Raw genomic sequence first — 18,140 nt, forward strand, 5'->3', positions numbered from 1 at the left:
ACTTTTGTTCGCTATGTTGTAAAATACACGTGTTAAAATGTAAATTACGGGAAATGATGGTATATTTTTGTGGTACATTTGCATGTGTTTTGAATGTTGACACATGGTGATGCATATTGTTTTACTATATATTTAGATGTATTTGGGTTGATTTTTAAGGTATTGGATATACCTTAGCGGTTTATCGGAAGTTTTTAGTTATGGTAGAAGTGTATATTAGATACAAGAATTTATAAAATAGTAAACGAAAGGAAACTTTATTATAGGGTTTAAATAAAATGTCTAGAATTTTTTGTTCGATGCTTCTGATCATTTGTTGCGTGTGTCTGTTCCGTTTTCCGGGATTCGGTGATACACGTTCGGGGAAAGTTGTAGTTACCGGAGAGGTGAAAGGAGAGGAGGGCGAGTCGTTACCGGGAGTCACGGTTGTGGTGAAAGGAACCTCATGGGGATGTGTCACGGACAAGGATGGAAAGTTTAAACTGGACGTGCCGGATAAAGATGATGTCATACTCGAATTCAAGTATGTCGGGATGAAGACTCTGGAGATGCGGGTACCGAAAACCCGCGTGCTTGAAGTGGTGTTGTCTAAAGATACGAAAGAATTGGACGATGTGATTGTTACGGCGTATTACACCTTGCCGAAGAATGCTTTTACCGGAGAGATCACCACGTTGAGAGGTGAAGACTTGTTACGGGTTTCCCCGAACAATATCATTCAAGCGCTGGCAACGTTGGTTCCGGGATTGCGGGTTATCGAGAATAATGAACAAGGGTCTAACCCGAATGCCGTTCCCGAGATACTGATTCGGGGTGCTAGTTCGTTAGTGTTGAATGATCAGTCGGGAGTGAACACGCCTTTGATTATTCTGGACGGGGTAAAGATAACGATTGAAGAGTTGTATGATTTGGATATTTATGACGTGGAACGGGTGGATATTTTGAAAGATGCTTCTGCCGCCGTGCTATACGGCGAGAAAGCTGCTAACGGGGTGATTCTGATCGAGCGTACACGGGTGAAAGGAAATCGACCGAGGCTCAGCTATAATTTTACCCCTATCTTTAGTTTTCCCGATTTAAATTCCTTGCGTCTTTGCAACGCGGAACAGAAACTCGAGTTGGAGCGTTTGGCAGGACTTTATGACAAGGCGGACGGGAGCCTTTACCCGTCTTATGCTTATAAACTTGAAAACGTGCGTCGGGGTGTCGATACGGATTGGGCTTCCAAACCGTTGCGTACAGCTTTTACTCACGGGCATTCGGCATCCCTTACCGGACGGGGCGGGAATATAGAGTACAAGGTTGCCGGTCGCTTTACCGATATGTATGGCGTGATGAAAGGTGATTCCCGAAAGAATTACGGTGTCAACTTCTCGTTGGGATATCGCCTGCGTAAGAAGTTATTGATTACCTATCGTTTCGCTTACACGATGACCGATAGTAAGAATAGTCCTTACGGGAGTTTCGCGCAATATACTTTGATGAATCCTTACAATCCGGTGTATGACGAGTCCGGTAAATATATCCGGAACTACGATTTTTACCCGCTCGGCGAGAAGGGAAACGTTCAACAGAACCCGTTGTACAACGCTTCGCTATCCAGTTTCTCGAAGAACCGGGGCAAGAATATAACGAATTATTTATCTGTGCGTTGGGATGTGTTCAAGTCTTTGTTCGTTTCTGGTGATTTGAGCGTGAGTCAACGGGATAGCCGGAATAAAGTGTATGTTTCACCGGAGGATTCCCGCTTCGATTCCGAGGTGCTTGCCAACAAGAAAGGAACTTACACGGAAACCCATGGCGAGAGTACGGATTGGAGTGCCAAGATGGCGCTGAACTATCGTTTGGTATTAAACGAGGCGGGAACGACTGTGGTTTCTTTGAGTGCAGGAACAGATATCGGGAAATATAAATCGTCCGCTTCGCAGTTGAAAGCGGAGGGCTTTCTGAAAGATAAAATGACCGATTTGAAGTTTGCCGCGCAGTACGTGAACACCAAGCCGACAGGTGGTGAGCAGGAATCGGCGGAAGTCGGATTCTTCGTGAACGGCAGTTTCGATTTGTTGGGACGTTATTTCGTGAACGGTTCATACAAAACGTCGGGTTCCTCGAAGTTCGGGAGCAATCATCGTTTCGCGCCGGTGTGGTCGGCGGGTATCGGGTGGAATATACACGAGGAGGATTTTATGGATTTCGATTGGTTGAACGTGTTACGTTTGCGCTTTAGCGTGGGTTCCACGGCTAACGTGACGTTCTCCCCGTACCAAGCCATGACGACTTACTTGTACGGGAATGATTTGCTTCATTACGGTGGGCTTGGTGCCGTGCCGATTACAATGGGAAATCCCGATATGAAGTGGCAGATCACGAACAAGTATAATTGGGGATTGACGACTGCTTTATGGAATGAAAGAATAAACGTGGCGGCGAGTTACTATATCGAGAGGACGAAGGATGTACTTATGCCTCTTTCTTTACCCTCGTCCGTGGGAGTATCCGAGGTACACGTGAACATGGGTAAATTGCGAAATTCCGGTTACGAGTTCTCAATTTCTGCCGAGATATTGAAAACGAGAGATATGTCGTGGCTCGTGACTGTGAACGGTTCACGCGTGATAGATAAATTGACACGGATTTCGGATGCGCTCCGGGCTCAGAATCTGGCTGCTTATTACGGGGTGAAACCGCAACCCATGTTCGTGGAGGGTGGTTCGCAATTCGGGATATATGCCATGCGTTCGGCAGGGATTGATCCTGCTTCCGGGCAGGAGGTGTATATCAAGAAGAACGGAAAATACACGTTTACTTATGATTCGGAAGAGCGGGTAGAGGTGGGGAACACGAATCCCACGTTGGAAGGGAGTTTGTTTACCGGTTTCGGGTATAAGGGATTTTCGGTGAATGTGTCGGCAGCTTATCGTTTTGGCGGTGACCTGTATAACACGACGTTAGCGAATAAAGTGGAGAATATTGATCCTTTGGGTAACGTGGATAGACGGGCTTTTACGGAGAGATGGAAAAGACCGGGTGATCTAGTGCGTTTTCTGGGGATTCCCGAAAACGAAACGGTTGTTAAACGATATTCCGAACGCTTCGTGGAACGGGATAATTTGTTGGCAATCACGAGTGTGATGCTGAATTACGAGTGGCAAGCGGAGTGGTTGAAGAAAGTCGGTATCAGAAGGATGAACGTGGGATTCGGCATGTCGGACATTGCCCGGATTTCATCCGTGAAACAAGAACGAGGAACGGAATACCCGTTTCAGCGAGGGTTTAATTTTACGTTGAGAACAACCTTTTAAATGAAGAAAGTATGAGAAAAATATGGTTACTGTTGTGTATGTCGTTCCCGTTCTTCGGTTGTGAGAACTTCCTGAATATAAATCCTGATTCGGAGGTGGTGAACGATGATATGTTTAGTACCCCGGAGGGAGTGGAGGATGCTTTGTATGGCGTGTATATGTCAATGGTAAAGGAGGATATGTATGGTGGGAAGATGTCGGTGTTGATACCGGAGATTTTGGCGCAAAATTTCACGACAGGAGATTTATCTTATTATGATATGTCATGTTTGAATTATGAAAAGAAACCTCTTCTTTATACAATAAAAAGTGTTTGGCAAACGAGTTATTCGGTAATTAGTTATTTGAATAATATTATAGAAAATTTGGAACGTAAGAGTGAAAAGGATTTTCCGTATTACAAATTATATCATGGAGAAGCCTTGGGATTGAGGGCAGCAATTCATTTTGATATATTACGCTTGTTTGCAGTGCATTTAAATTCAACAGATGAAAATGCAAAGAAAGGAGCAATTCCTTATGTAACGAAATATACTTTTAAAGTTACTCCTTTCTCTTCTGTTGAAGAAGTATATGATAAAATTATTGCTGATTTGAAAGAAGCTGAGGTTTGTTTAGTTGAAGATAAATCTTTGATGCCTACTGTACGGAAAGGAAGTGAGTCCGGTTTTACGGGAGCCAGAGAATTGCATTTTAATTATTATGCGGCTCAAGCCATGCTGGCACGGGTATATTGGATGAAGGGGGATTTGGAGAATGCGAAGAAATATGCCGATAAAGTGATTCAATCCGGTAAATTCACTTTTGCCATTAAAAGTACGCTGGGAACTTTTATGACAAGACGGGTTTCTTTGTCGGAAACAATTTGGGGACTTTACACGACGAATATCAGTGCTTACCTGTATGATAAACAAATGAAAAGTAACGTGCTAAAACTTCCGTCAAATTGGGCAAGTATTTATGAAGAGGATGATCCGCGTCTTAAAAAATGGTTTGTGACAAAAGAATTTGAAGGAGGTGTTAAAGAAGTTTGTGTCAAGATTATGGATGAAAACAATGATGCTTCTCCATACACGGGTGGCGGATATTTGGGATTCAGCATGATTCGGATTCCGGAGATGTATTATATTATGGCGGAGGCTTTGTTGGCGGAAGGGGAAGCCGAAGAAGCAAGGGTTTATCTGGATTCCGTGGTGGCAGCCCGGGGACTGGTAAAGTTTGCCGACCGTGATTTTGTTCGAGATATAACGATAGATGATATTATGGACGAATGGCGTAAGGAATTTTACGGGGAGGGGATATGGTGGTATTGCTTGAAACGGGAGAACAAGGATATTTTCGTACATGAAAGAAATTCGGTCATTGCGGGAAGTGATAAAATATATACCTTGCCGATACCTGCCGATGAATTTGAATACCGTGACGAATAATTTCAAAAGTCAATGATGATGAAAGATAAACGTGTAATCTGGTTGATATTGTCAATGCTGGTTTGTGGATGGGCTTGTAGTGATAAGACCATAATCTATAATCCGGAACAGAAAAGAAGTATCTATTTTTACAAGGATGTTAATAGATATGCTTCAGGTGTCGTTCCGGATACGATAGAATTTAGTTTTGCGGCATTGGAAGAATCGGAATACCGTTATGATATTCCGGTGAAATTCATCGGGATGCCGGTAGAGGAGGAGGTCGAGTGTGAGGTGGAAGTTGTTGCCGACTCTACCACGGCGGAGGCGGGAAAGCATTATGATATGGGGAAGATTGCGTTTCCCGAAGGAGAGGTAGAGGGAATATTGTCGCTACGTTTGAAACGGACGGAAGATATACAGAAACATCCCGTGATGATTTATATGAGATTGCGGGAGGATGAGAATTTTGTGCCGATGGAGAATGAATGTTATCGGTTGTCTGTGGTGGATGGGGTTTTGGTTGCTCCGGGATGGTGGATAAGTGAATATTTCGGTGTGTATGCCAATGATAATTATAAACTTTACCGAAAAATACTGGAATATTACTGGGAATTGGAAGAGTTGAAACCCGTGTTTTATGCCGAAACCGTGAAAGAATACGGGAGATACTTGGAGAAAGCACCTGCTGGATTTTTTCAACGACCGAATAATATCGTGTGGATCAAGTACGTGTTTAAACCTGCTTACGAGTTTTACAGTGAGCCGGAAAACATGTATGACGGTTTTACCATGGTTAATCCCGATCGTTTTATTCGTTAGGTAATGAATTTACAAGGAGGAAAAGTGTTTATGAAAACGAGAATTTGTATAGGTATCTGGCTTTTGTTACAGTTTGGGATATATGGTTGTCTGGATGATCATACTTCCGTTGGGGATAAGGAATTGTCGGAAATCACAATAACCGCGGAACATGATACATTGGTTGCTTACTTTGGTGAAGAGTTTATTCTCGATCATTTGAACGTGGAACAATCCGGCGAAGAGTTGCCCTTGTCTTACGAGTGGGGATATGGTAATTTGAAAATGAACGGGAATGAAATAGCGGAATACCCGATTCGGGATTCTTTGCGTGTTATCTCGCACGATCCGCAACTTCGTTATACCTTTCGGGAATTGGGAACATTCGGGTTGAGTTTGAAAGTCGAGAACGGGGAGTCTATTCGCTTTAAATATTTCGTTTTACATATTGATACGGAGTTTTCGGAGGGAATAACTGTTTTAAGTCGTGATGAGGCGGGAAAAGGACGGTTATCTTTTATGAAAACGCTCACGAAAGAGGAAATCGACGCCGGGGTGGAACCGTTCTTCCGAACGGATATCATGGAAACCATCAATCCCGGAATAGAAATGGAGGATGTAACCGACATGGTACAAGCGAATGAAAGATTGTTGGTTTCTTCCGATAACACGGCACGGATTTATAATATGGATGTTCGTACTTTTGATGTGAATGGCATGACTTCTTTCCGGGGAACTTATCCGACTTGTTCTTTTCGCGGTTTTGCAGGGATATCGGCACAAAATAATATGTATATATATTCGGATGACGAGAGTGCTTACGTGTATGATTATGTGGTGGATGAACTGATACTAACCCGTTATTTTGAAGACGTGGTAGCGGATGCTTTTTGTATGGGAGAGAAGCCCGTGTTTGTCAATTACGAGAAGTCTGTTTTGTATTCTCCTCGAAGTGGTGGGCTTAATGAATCCGGAGAGAGATTTCTTGCTTTTGATATTCATGCTGTTTGTTTTGTCGGCTCTAACTTGTACATGGTGAATACCATGAAAACAATGCCGACGCAGGTTTTTTTGGCATTGACAAATGCTACATTCAGTTCCTTAAGTACTGTAAAGTTCTATCCGTCTCTCGAAGCGATTAAGATAGATCGGGAATCTATTTGCGTGGGATGCAGTGCTTTGAATTGTATATTTTATACTTATGATAATGCCGTGTATTGTTGGAATGTGACAAAGGAATTGCCGACCGAACCTATTGTTACCCTGCCGGATGGAATGGAAATAACTGCTTTGTCGATGAGTGCTGATGAAAATTTGTTGTACGTGGGTTTGTACGAGGAAAACTCAGTCCATGCTTTAAAAGGGAGTCTTTACATTTATGACGCTAAAGATTATAATTTGGTTAAAACTTATCCCAACATAGCAGATAAACCGTTGCGTGTGATATATAAAAAACGAGTGTAGAAAAAATATTCGAGTGATAGACATTGGATATTAAATACAATTCTTAACTTTGCTACGCACGTGTAAATGCGGTATATTAATATTAATTAAAAAATAGGTGCATGAAAAGAATGTTATTGCTTGTTCAGATATTGATTCTGACTATTTTTGTTTCTACCGGAAGCAACGAGATCGATACCAATAGAAGAGATGTTCCTTCGCTTCCGGTGCAAGCAGTGGATCAGCCTTATTATAACCAACTTTCCAAAGGTGGAAATTGTTACACGAAAGATCATCATTGGTTAAAGAATGGAAGTGGGCATATTCAAGTAGGAATGTCATATTTTCTTGTAGAGGCAATGGGAAATAGTGTTACTTTTATTTCTCCTGTAAAAATGGTGGATGAAACTTTTGTAAAAGGGGATTTATTGGCTGAAATAGAGGGTATTGCTGGAAATCACGAACTTCGAGCACCTTGTGATGGTAAAGTGATAGGTATAAACCCGCATATTGAAAATCCTTCGCAAATGGCACCTAATCAAGTATGGGTTTATAAATGTGAATTAAAAAGAGATCAGTTGGGAACTTTGATGGATGATCAAGAATACGCTAAGGCTATTCAATAGGATGATTAATGTCTACTATCACACCCTTGAAAAAGCATTTAAAATAGTCTTTTTCAAGGGTGTCTTGTATTTGGGTATTTATGATACAGGACGTGTTCCTATAGAGAACCCTATGTAATCCTATCGAAGACCTAGGGTAATAAGTACATAGGGGCGGTGCTGTTCTGTTTTAAGTCCCGTGATTCTATAATGGAGATAATAGGATCTCCACAGGATAAACGGAGGAAGAACGAAGGAGGGGTATGATTACGGTATTATTTGGGTAGGATTACAGTGGGTTCTCCATAGGAAATGGTTATTTTCAAACTCCTTGTTTGTTCCCGAAAAGAGAGATATGTAATCGGTCGCAGTAGCGCCAGCCATTCCGGATGCAATGTTCCAATGTTTTTGGGATGGTTAGTTTTAGTTCTTCGGGAGTGGCACCCATGGGCATAAGCAGTATGTCTTCTTTTTTCCAGTCTTTTAGCCGGGCAAGCAATTGTTTGATTTCCGTGATGTCGGACTCGTTGGAGTAAACGAATTTAAGTTGGAAGTCTTTCCCGTGTTTTCGGGCGTGCGTGATAAAAGATTGTATCGCTTCCGGGTTTAGGCGTATCGTGTTATGTCGTTCGGCGTGAGGGGGAGGAGGGACAGAGCCGGATAATTTGGGCGACATGCTAAAGAAATCGAGTTCACGGGCACAGGCTTCGTCAAAAATCGTGGCGTTCGTTTCCACGGTAATATGGAATGGAGTCATGGACTTTAGTTGACGGCATAACTCTCTGACTGCTTCCGCTTGCAGGAACGGTTCGCCGCCCGTGATGACGATATGGTCGATGTTTCCCCGGTTATGACCAATGACGCGTACGGCTTCTTCTATCGCTAAAGTGAATCCGTTCTCGACACGATACGCCGCGTAAGCCGTGTCACATTCACACGTGCCACCTGCGGGCGTGCGCCACGTGCAATGAAGATTGCAACCTGCCAAGCGTACGAAAAGAGAGGGTATGCCGTTTAATTTCCCCTCGCCTTGAATGGTTCCGGGTACAAGTAATCCCGAAGCAGGCAATTCTTTCAATAATTCACCTTCTTTATCTCTCGTGACGGGGAATATACCGTCTTTGGCAAGATGCAGATTCATTTTACTAATTGTTTCCACCATGCATCATTTTTCCACTCTTCCCGAATAGCCTCGGAGAAGCGTATGTCGTGAATGTCAAAATCGACTAATTTCATGTCCTCGCGGAATGCTTCGGCGTATCCGGTTGCCGTTTCATGTACCCGAACGGAAGAGAGTTGCACGTTGCCCTCGCCATTCTCGTGTGCCGTGTTCTGGAGAATCTTGTCTATCAAATAGAATAAAAGCAAAGCGTACCCTTCGGCTGACGGCGAAACGGGAATTTCCGCTACCCGGCGGTTGTATTTGTACACGAATGATTTCAGTTCTTCGGATTCTTCCCGCCACAGTGAATAGGTATGGTCGAAACTGTCCACGAGTTCTTTTACCTTGTCGAGCAGCACGAAGTCCATTACCATATAGCCTCTGTCCAACTTATCGGACGTGATAAATACTTCCACGATATACGAATGCCCGTGAATATTCTCCCGACACCGATGTGATGAACAGTTCCGAACAATGTGCGCTCCCTCGAATTTGAATAACTTTCTGATAAGCATGTAATGATTTTAGATTTTAGATTGAACTCCTCCGCCCTTCGGGCACCTCCTCTTATTTTCAATTTTTCATTTTCAATTTTCAATTGTAAGCGGGTCTTTTATCCCTGCTTCCTCGAATGCTTTGGCACGGAGGAGGCAACTGTCGCATTTGCCGCATGGTTTTTCACCGCCCCGGTAGCAAGTCCATGTAAGACCGTAGTCTACTCCAAGACGGGTGCCCCAGCGAACTTCGTCGGCTTTGGTCATGTGCATGAAAGGCGCGTGGAGGGTGATTTTTTGTTTTTTCTCTGCCCCGAGAACAGTTCCCAGATTGATGGTCTGTTCCATGGAACGGATGAATTCTTCCCGACAATCCACGTACCCGGAGTAGTCCACCTCACTGACGCCGATAAAGATATCGGCAATATCCAAGGCATCAGCGTAAGATGCCGCCACGGAAAGAAATACCATGTTACGTGCCGGGACGTAGGTATCGGGAATGGTTGTACGGTTGATATTCCCGTCGCCGATATCCATTTTCTCGTCCGTGAGGGAACAACCGTCCCACTGGTTCAGCATCAATTGCACGAATTTATGTTCTTTTACCCCTGCCGCTTTCGCCATGGCTTTGGAGGCTTCAATCTCCTTGTCATGTTTTTGCCCGTACTCGAAAGTAATGGCATACAATTCATCAAATCCCTGCTCTTTTGCGACATACAAGGCCGTCGACGAATCCAGTCCCCCGGATAATAAAACAAGCGCTTTCTTCATGATTTTCTTCTCTTGTCAATTTACACGACAAAGGTAAATATATTTCAGACATTGAACAATTCGGACGGGTCGGAAGAGTGAAATTCTTCAAAAGAAATTCCATCCGTTCCCCCGATAAAGGTTGGGTTTGGGTGATAAGTTTTTTTTATTTAGGTAAGGCTAATAAATTATTTAGAGATAGCGAATAAAATTTGGAAAAATATGTTTTGTTAGGAAAGAGGTTTGTTTCTTCTTCTATTTAGTAAATATTTTGTAAATTTGTAATAATGCATTTTAGGCAAGAGGCGGCTCGTTGGTAGTAATTTAATACGGAAGGTTATGAAAAAATTCAATGAAATGACGGAAGAAGAAATGTTTGAACGAATGCTTGAGATTTTTGAGGCATCTGTTCGTGCGACACATGATTTTTATACAGAAGAAGATATCGAACGTCATTTGTCGATGGTTAGAAATTCATTATCATGTCCTTGTCATTATTTTTGCATAGATAAGGAGAATGGGAATATCGTTGGGTTCGTGTCTTTAATTGGTAGGTATATTGATATGTTGTATGTACATCCGGATTATTTTAGCATGGGGTATGGAAGAGAATTGTTGGATATCGCTTTGAATGAATTTCGGGCGGACACATTGTGTGTTCTTGAGCAAAATACACGTGCGTTGGAAATGTATAAGAGAAGAGGGTTTGTGGTTGAAAGGAGAATGGAAGCGGGTGAAGAAGACGAGCCTTGCCCGGTTTTATATATGCGAATGGAGAATCCTGCGCTAAAGATGGTGGAAATTGACCCGAGTAGGGACCAATATGATGAGTTTTTGAGGTGCGGGAATTATTCGTTGGAAAAGAGGTGGTATTATTTGCAGGATTGCGAGATGTTTGGACTTGAACTTGATGGGGTGCCTATAGGGGTTGTTGTCGTGAATCAAGAGTGCCGGATAATGAATTTTGCTATATTGGAGGAGTATCGAAAGAAATGTTTTGATGTTTGGGTAATAACTTTTTTATTAGAACGTTATTGTAAACGTTTTCATTGGTTAAGAATAGCAGTGAGCGGGGAGCAAGTTCCTTATTTTAAATGTTTGGGTTTTAGGCGAGAGAAAACTGTAAAAGATTATTACCGGCATCTATATCTTCGTTCAAGAAGGATACACAGAAAACGATACGATCCGTGGGATTTAGTATTTATGCGATTGAAAATCGGGAAGTAGTTCTTTTTTATTTGCATTGTTAATAAAAAGGTATAATTTTGTGAAGGACATTATAGGAATGGGCATAACGGGTGTATGGTTATAACTCGTAAATGTTATATACATGCAGAATAGAAGAGAACGATTCTTGCAACAGATAAATACCAAGGAGGCGGAGGCTTTCAAGGAATTGTTCCGTGTATTTTATAGTACACTGGTAGAGTTTTCTATGAATTACGTGGGACAACAAGATGTGGCGGAAGATATCGTGCAGGAGGTATTTGTTTCCGTGTGGGAAAAAGACACGCGATATCCAACCTATAATGCTTTTCGGAGTTTTCTTTATAATTCGGTGCGAAACGGGAGCTTGAATCACTTGAAGCATAAAAGCGTGGAGGAAAAGTATCTGGCTTCTTTGGGCGGGGAAGTGGACGAGGATGATGCGGACTTGAAGATTATGGAAGAGGAGTTGTACCGCTTGTTGTTCGACACGATAGACGAGTTGCCGGAGAAATGCAGGAATATATTTTTGTTGCACTTGGAGGGTAAAGGGAACGAGGAGATCGCGCTTCTTTTGAAATTATCCGTATTGACCGTGAAAACCCAGAAAAAGCGGGCGATGCAGTTTATTCGGGAATGTTTGGGGACCGCGTATTTTTTGTTACTTTCTTTGGGGATGATTTGAATTTTTCGGTATTAATTTTCCAAGGTTTTTGCTAATATTGTGATTTGATAATTAGGCAAATAAGGTGTTTTTTGTTATTTGTTAAAGGCGTTCCTGTAAAAAAAATCATTTTTTTTGTACCTCTTTTTAAGTGCCTTGTTGTTTTAAGTGTAGAAAAGAATAAAAGGAATGGATGATTGTAAATTTAGAATGGTTGAACTGATGCATCTTTATTTGTCCGGGGTGATAACGGACGAGGAGACGCGGGAGTTACAGGAGTGGTTGGATGCCGCACCTGAAAACAAGCGAATGTTTGATAAAGTTCGTGCCGGAAAAGATATTGTATACAGGTATAAAATGCATAAGAAGGTGGATCATAAAGCCGCGTACGGGCGTTTCGAGAAACGGGTAGGTATAAAGAGAAGAATATTTCGCTTGTGCCTGAAGTATGCCGCTATATTACTTCTTCCGCTAGGCGTGATCTTTGTTATGTTGAGAACGAATCGGCAGGAAACTCCCGAGGTTGTGACCGTGGCAGATATATTACCGGGAGAAGCAAAGGCCATGTTGATTCTGGCTGACGGGAAATCAGTATCGTTACAACATGATACGGCACGTGATATTACGGTCGGTGATGGAGTGAACGTGACAAATTCCGGTAACGGTATCGTGTATTCCGGCAGGGGAAAAGGGATGGGGAATTTGCAATATAACACACTTCGGACTCCCCGGGGAGGTGAGTATAAAATTACATTGTCGGACGGTTCGATTGTACAGTTGAATTCCGCGACCCAATTGAAATTCCCTGTAACGTTTGATTCGGAGAAGAGAGAGGTGTATTTGTCGGGGGAGGCGTTTTTTGAAGTGGCGAAGGATTCGGAATGTCCTTTCTACGTGATCGCGGACGGAGTCCGGATTCGGGTATACGGTACTTCGTTTAACGTGAATACGCATGACAAGGAGCGCGTGCGAACGGTTCTCGTGGAGGGTGCGATCGGGTTGAAGGCGGAGAATGGTGGGCAGGAATACCGGATGAAGCCTTCGCAGTTGGGCGAGTTTCGTCGGACAGATGCATCTATTGACGTGAGGACGGTAGATATAGAGCCTTATATCGCGTGGAAAAACGGTTTCTTCGTGTTCGAGAACCTGAGTATGGAGCAGATCATGAATACGCTTTCCTTGTGGTACGATGTTGATGTTATTTACGCGAATGAGCAATTGAAGAAATTGCATTTTACAGGTCACGTGAAACGGTACGAGAAGATAGATAATATTTTGAAAGCTATCGAGAGCGCGATTGGAGTCACGTTCTCGGTACAGGACAGAACAATTAGTATTTCTAAATAAAAAACACCGGCAGGTGTTGGAGCACTTGCCGGTACGTGTTTAATAACCCTGATAAGTCGATGTTGGAGCATCTCTTATCAATAAAGTAAAATTTATAATGCTCAAAGTTATGAAAAAAAAATCAATTATGTCCTTTTTTTCACGAGATGGAGGACAAAAAACTGGATTGATTATGAGATTGACAGTATTATTGATGTGCGTGTTTTCGTTTACCCTCGTCGCGAACACGAATGCACAACAGGAGAGGGTGGATTTGAATTTGAAGGATGTGTCGATCCGGACGGTGTGCGGAGAGATACAAAAACAGACTAATTTGTCTTTCGTGTATAACGTGGAGTTGACCCGGAATTTAGGGCATTTCACGGTGAAAGCCAGACAGGAAACGGTGGAGAGTGTGTTGAACAGGATATTGGCTGATACCGGTTTGACTTACAAATTCGAGGGAGATATTATCGTGATACACGAGGCCGTTCCAGAACCCGCTCAACAGGAAAAGAAGGAGATCACGATCGAGGGGGTGGTCGTAGACGGCAGGGATTCTCTTCCGGTTATCGGGGCGACAGTAGTTGTAAAGGGAACGAGCTTGGGAGTCGCTACCGACATGGACGGAAAGTTTAAATTGACGGTTCCCCAAGCGCAGAACGTGGAACTAGAGTTCTCTTTCGTGGGTATGAAGAAGCAAATCGTGAAAGTGAACGGGATGTCTAATCCTGCGCCTTTAAAGATTGTGATGGAAGAAGAGGCTGTCGGCATGAACGAAGTGGTTGTTGTCGGGTATGGAGTTACGGCTTCTAAGGATTTGACAGGACAAGTGGCTTCTTTGAACGAGGAACAATTGAGTAAGAAAAATGCGACGAATGTTGAAACGATGTTGCAGAATGCGGCAGCCGGAGTAGTTGTTTCCTTGGCATCTTCTAATCCGAATGAAAAAATTCGGGTTAGGGTACGCGGAGAGGCTTCTTTGACGGGGGAGAATGAACCGTTGTACGTGGTAGATGGTATACCCGTAACTTCCGACGTGATGAGTGCTATTTCTCCGCAGGATATTCAATCGATGGATGTGTTGAAAGATGCTTCTGCCGCTGCTATTTACGGTTCACGGGGGGCTAACGGAGTGGTTATCGTGACAACCAAACGAGGTAAAAGCGGTAAGCCGGATTTGAATGTGAGTTATGCTTTTAGTGTAGATTCGAGGATCAATAATTTTTCCACGTTAAACGGGGATGAATTTCGTGAATTCGTGCGCTATATTGCCGAACAAACGTTAAAAGTGGATGCTTCCAACACGACTGCAAAGAGTATACTTGCCGAGGGAAGTACAGTATTGAAAGATGGAAACACAGATTGGTACAAAGAATTGAAACGTCCTTCTCATCGCCATGATTTGAATTTATCCGTTCGAGGCGGGGGAGAACGTTCAAATTACTATATTTCTTTAGGGGTATTGGATTATCAAGGGATGGTCGAGCACGATGATTTTACCCGTTACACGGGACGTATCAATCTGGATTACGATATTACCGATTTCTTGAAATTCGGAACGTCTACCACGTTAGGATACACGGATGTGAGTTCCCCGGGTACTTCGTTGTACACGGCTGTCGGATTCCGTCCCGATTTTCCGATATATAACGAGGACGGGTCTTATTATAAAGAAGGAACTTCTTATAACCCGGTAGCATCGAATAATGCCAAAAGTTATAAGGATAATTATAGTATCTTATCCGCTTCTTTCTTGGAATTAAGTATATGGAGGGGCTTGAAATTGAAGACTTCCTTGTCTATAAACCAGAATATGTCTTATTCGGAAAGTTACACGCCGACCTATTTGACTGCGGATGAGAAAGGTGCCGGTTCGGAATCGACGAGTCGTTCGTTTACCACGGTATTTGATAACACATTATCTTGGAACGGGCGTATTAATGATGCTCATGCTTTGGATGCCGTGGTCGGTATTTCATTTGAACGTACTAAAACACGTAGTTTCGGGGTGAGAGCTAAAAATTACCCGATGGATGAGATTTTGACGGGTATCACGAATGCCAGTGAGATTGTAAGTAAAAGCGGAGGTGGTACCGTGTATGGATTACAGTCTTCTTTTGCCCGTATCAATTATCGTTTGCTGGATAAGTATTTGTTCACGTTTACTGCACGTTATGACGGTTCTTCTTCCTTCGGAACGAATAATCGTTACGGGTTCTTCCCGTCGGGAGCTATTGCGTGGCGTATCAGTGACGAGAGTTTTATGAGGGGACTGAAGTTCTTGGATGATTTGAAAATTAAATTTAGTGTCGGTAAAACGGGCGTCCAGAATTTTGACCGGGGAAGTTACGCGAATAAAGATTTGTATTCTACCGGAGATTATTTGAATAATCCTTCTATATATCATAGCCAGTTGGGAAATCATAATATTAAATGGGAAACCACGATGCAATATGATTTGGGTATTGATTTCTCTATCTTGCGCTCTCTTGTGAGCGGTAGTATCGCATATTATCGCAAGAATACGGATGATTTGATTTGGACTTACACTCCGCCTTCAAGTTTGGCCGTGGATCCGATACCGACAAACGTGGGTTCCGTGCGGAATCAGGGTATCGAGATATCTCTTCGTGCTAATTTATTGCGAGGGAAAAAAGATTGGAGTTTGGAATTAGGTTTGAATGCCTCTCATAATCGGAATAGGGTATTAGAATTGGTTGAGCAGGGAGGAAGTGATAATGGAATGGGTATAACCGTACAAGGTTCCGGAAACCAAGTATTGGCAGAAGGACATGCGATGGGGTCATTCTTCGGTTATCAATATGATGGGATTATCCAGAATCAAGCTACTATAGATAAGTTGAACGCGAAAGCTACAGAGGCTAAAGGTAGCACGGCTTACTATAATGGATCCGGTTTACGTCCGGGGCATTTGTTACTTCGGGATGTGGATGGAAACGGTTATATTGATAATAAAGATCGTATGATTATAGGTTCTCCGGAGGCAGATTTGATTGGGGGTATAACTTCGACTCTGACTTACAAGCGATTGAGTTTATACATGCATTTCGGTTTCCAAATAGGAGGAGAGAAGTTGTATAATAAGACGTTACAGAATTTGCCGAATCAATTGACCGGGTTGGTTGATTACAATTTGCATAATCGTTGGAGCGATGAGAACCGGAATGCAAAATTGCCAGCCATGTATATAGGTGATGCTGTTGCACCCAATACGTCTTTATCGTTGTTTAGCACTTCCAATCTTCGTTTGCAAGAACTTCGTTTATCTTACGATATTCCGAAGTTATGGAGAGGTAAGTATTTGAATTCCGGAGAGCTTTATTTCACGGCAAGTAATCTTTTCGTGATCACGAAATACCCGGGACAAGACCCCAGTACAATAGGTTCGGCAAGTTCGAATTATGGTGCGAACTACGAGAATTGGAATTATCCGTCTTCACGTACATTCTCTTTTGGTGTTAAACTTAATTTCTAAAAATTGTGAGTATGAAAAAAATACTGATTGTATTTTCGATTATAATAGGTTTTACCAATTGTCAATTGGTAGACGTGTTGGAACAAGATCCGATGTACGAGTTGGATCTGGAGAACGCGATAACCTCGCCGAAAATGGCAGAATTAGCTTTAAACGGCGCGTATTCCTATTTGCCGTCCACTAGCACGAATTATTTGTTTGCCGCGTTAAGTGGTAGTTTTATGTCCGGGGCTATGTTACGGCAAGATTTTGTTACCTCGGGGAATGCTATCTATTATTCCGAGAGATATTTGAATACTTTGTCTTATAGTTCTTTCGGGGATGGAGAGTGGAGTGATGATTATAATATAATCAAGAATGTCAATTATTTGTTGACATCATTGGAGGGGATTAATGATAGTGAATTTGAAAAGGGAAGAAAAGAGGAGATTGTCGGAGAGTGTCATTTTCTAGTGGCTCTGGCTTATTTCAGGTTATTGCGTCAATTTGGCGAATATTGGGATGAAAGCAGTAATTACGGGGTACTTGTTCGGGATGAAATACCATCGGTTGCCAATGCCGTGAAGGCACGTACCACGGTAGCTAAAAGTTACGAGGAAATTTTTAATCATTTGGAAATAGCTTTGGCTCAAGCTCCCGCATACACGACTCCCACTCGGGCATCCGTACAGGCGGCAAAAGCGCTGAAAGCGGTTGTGCTGTTTTACCAAGGGAAATATAGTGAAGCGGCCGTTGCTGCCGATGAAGCTATCACGTCGGTGAATCCTTTAGACCCAAGTTATTCTAATGTGTTCACGAATACGGAAACGTCGAAAGAAGTTATTTTCTGCCGGGCATTTAGCACGGATGAGGCATCCGATGTATCTTATCTTATGGAGAAGGCTTCCGGGGCTTCCGGGTTGTGGGGACCGACCGAAAGTTATATGAATTTGATTGAAGGGGATCCTCGGAAAACATTGGTTACTGAAAATAAAAATGTTACTTATAACGGAGTGACCTACAATGTAAATACGGTAAAAAAGATTTATCGTCCGAATGATGGTGTGCCGGTAATATTCTTGCGTACAGCTGAATTGTACTTGATTAAGGCAGAGGCGTTGGCTCGTAGTAATAGTTCTATTGCTGATGCTTGGGCTCCGATCAAAGAATTACGCGGGCGTGTGGGAAGTACGAATTTAACAGAGCCGGCAACTCGTGACGAGTTAATGGATGAAATATTCAAAGAGTGGTGGATCGAAATGGCTTTCGAGAATTGGCATGAATGGTTTGCCGTGCAACGTTTTGATCGTTTGTTGGAAATGAATCAAAGTTTGGCTGAGCAGTTGGAAGATGAACAAGAGAAAGACGAGGAAAATAATACAGCTAGTTTCGTGGAGGCTTTCATGCAAAAGTTGGAAACCAGAAAGATTTATAATATCCCTACCGGAGAGATTAATGCAAATTCTATTTGTGAACAAAATCCCGGATATTAAAAGTAAA

At 42.7% G+C, this 18,140-nt stretch carries 13 protein-coding genes; 10 read left to right on the forward strand and 3 right to left on the reverse strand.

Translation table 11 applies throughout. The features are described from left to right. The first annotated feature begins 299 nt into the window (after window positions 1–299). From ACK8P8_RS02545 to ACK8P8_RS02565, 5 genes are all read left to right on the forward strand, one after another. Entirely contained in the window at window positions 300–3,302 is a 3,003-nt protein-coding gene (locus ACK8P8_RS02545) for a SusC/RagA family TonB-linked outer membrane protein (RefSeq protein ID WP_255469469.1), read from the forward strand. A gap of 11 nt (window positions 3,303–3,313) precedes the next feature. Continuing rightward, on the forward strand, window positions 3,314–4,732 hold the full coding sequence (locus ACK8P8_RS02550; protein WP_186975593.1) for a RagB/SusD family nutrient uptake outer membrane protein: 1,419 nt from the start codon (window positions 3,314–3,316) through the stop codon (window positions 4,730–4,732). A gap of 12 nt (window positions 4,733–4,744) precedes the next feature. Then, window positions 4,745–5,533 carry a DUF4843 domain-containing protein gene (locus ACK8P8_RS02555; protein ID WP_186975592.1) on the forward strand — a complete coding sequence of 263 codons (789 nt, stop codon included), beginning with the start codon at window positions 4,745–4,747 and terminating at the stop codon, window positions 5,531–5,533. Between the two features lie 30 nt (window positions 5,534–5,563). Further along, window positions 5,564–6,976 (forward strand): hypothetical protein, encoded by a 1,413-nt coding sequence (locus ACK8P8_RS02560; protein WP_186975591.1) that lies wholly within the window; start codon window positions 5,564–5,566, stop codon window positions 6,974–6,976. 101 nt (window positions 6,977–7,077) lie between these two features. Beyond that, window positions 7,078–7,581 (forward strand): glycine cleavage system protein H, encoded by a 504-nt coding sequence (locus tag ACK8P8_RS02565; protein ID WP_186975590.1) that lies wholly within the window; start codon window positions 7,078–7,080, stop codon window positions 7,579–7,581. A 301-nt stretch (window positions 7,582–7,882) separates the two neighbouring features. On the opposite strand, the gene ACK8P8_RS02570 is transcribed toward ACK8P8_RS02565, so the two are convergent. The 3 genes from ACK8P8_RS02570 to queC form a co-directional block, all read right to left on the reverse strand. Next, a complete protein-coding gene (locus tag ACK8P8_RS02570) occupies window positions 7,883–8,722 on the reverse strand; it encodes a 7-carboxy-7-deazaguanine synthase QueE (protein ID WP_410025519.1) in 840 nt (279 codons plus the stop codon). Beyond that, window positions 8,698–9,237: a 6-pyruvoyl trahydropterin synthase family protein gene (locus tag ACK8P8_RS02575; RefSeq protein WP_186975589.1), complete on the reverse strand. Its 540-nt coding sequence runs from the start codon at window positions 9,235–9,237 to the stop codon at window positions 8,698–8,700. The genes ACK8P8_RS02570 and ACK8P8_RS02575 overlap by 25 nt, the downstream gene beginning before the upstream one ends. Before the next feature lie 72 nt (window positions 9,238–9,309). Beyond that, window positions 9,310–9,987 (reverse strand): 7-cyano-7-deazaguanine synthase QueC, encoded by a 678-nt coding sequence (queC, locus tag ACK8P8_RS02580; RefSeq protein WP_186975588.1) that lies wholly within the window; start codon window positions 9,985–9,987, stop codon window positions 9,310–9,312. 318 nt (window positions 9,988–10,305) lie between these two features. Here queC and ACK8P8_RS02585 point away from each other — a divergent pair, with 318 nt between their 5' ends. The 5 genes from ACK8P8_RS02585 (at window position 10,306) to ACK8P8_RS02605 (ending at window position 18,133) form a co-directional block, all read left to right on the forward strand. Continuing rightward, complete coding sequence (locus tag ACK8P8_RS02585) at window positions 10,306–11,193, forward strand: GNAT family N-acetyltransferase (RefSeq protein ID WP_186975587.1); 888 nt, start codon at window positions 10,306–10,308, stop codon at window positions 11,191–11,193. Window positions 11,194–11,296: 103 nt separating this feature from the next. Further along, on the forward strand, window positions 11,297–11,857 hold the full coding sequence (locus tag ACK8P8_RS02590; protein ID WP_186975586.1) for an RNA polymerase sigma-70 factor: 561 nt from the start codon (window positions 11,297–11,299) through the stop codon (window positions 11,855–11,857). A 168-nt stretch (window positions 11,858–12,025) separates the two neighbouring features. Beyond that, on the forward strand, window positions 12,026–13,183 hold the full coding sequence (locus ACK8P8_RS02595) for a FecR domain-containing protein (protein WP_186975585.1): 1,158 nt from the start codon (window positions 12,026–12,028) through the stop codon (window positions 13,181–13,183). A gap of 172 nt (window positions 13,184–13,355) precedes the next feature. After that, window positions 13,356–16,661, forward strand: coding sequence for a TonB-dependent receptor (locus tag ACK8P8_RS02600; protein WP_186975584.1), 3,306 nt, complete (start codon window positions 13,356–13,358; stop codon window positions 16,659–16,661). A gap of 11 nt (window positions 16,662–16,672) precedes the next feature. After that, complete coding sequence (locus ACK8P8_RS02605; protein ID WP_186975583.1) at window positions 16,673–18,133, forward strand: RagB/SusD family nutrient uptake outer membrane protein; 1,461 nt, start codon at window positions 16,673–16,675, stop codon at window positions 18,131–18,133. The last annotated feature ends 7 nt before the right edge of the window (window positions 18,134–18,140 follow it).

It is taken from the genome of Butyricimonas muris (genome assembly GCF_046365375.1).
Classification (GTDB): Bacteria; Bacteroidota; Bacteroidia; order Bacteroidales; family Marinifilaceae; genus Butyricimonas; species Butyricimonas muris.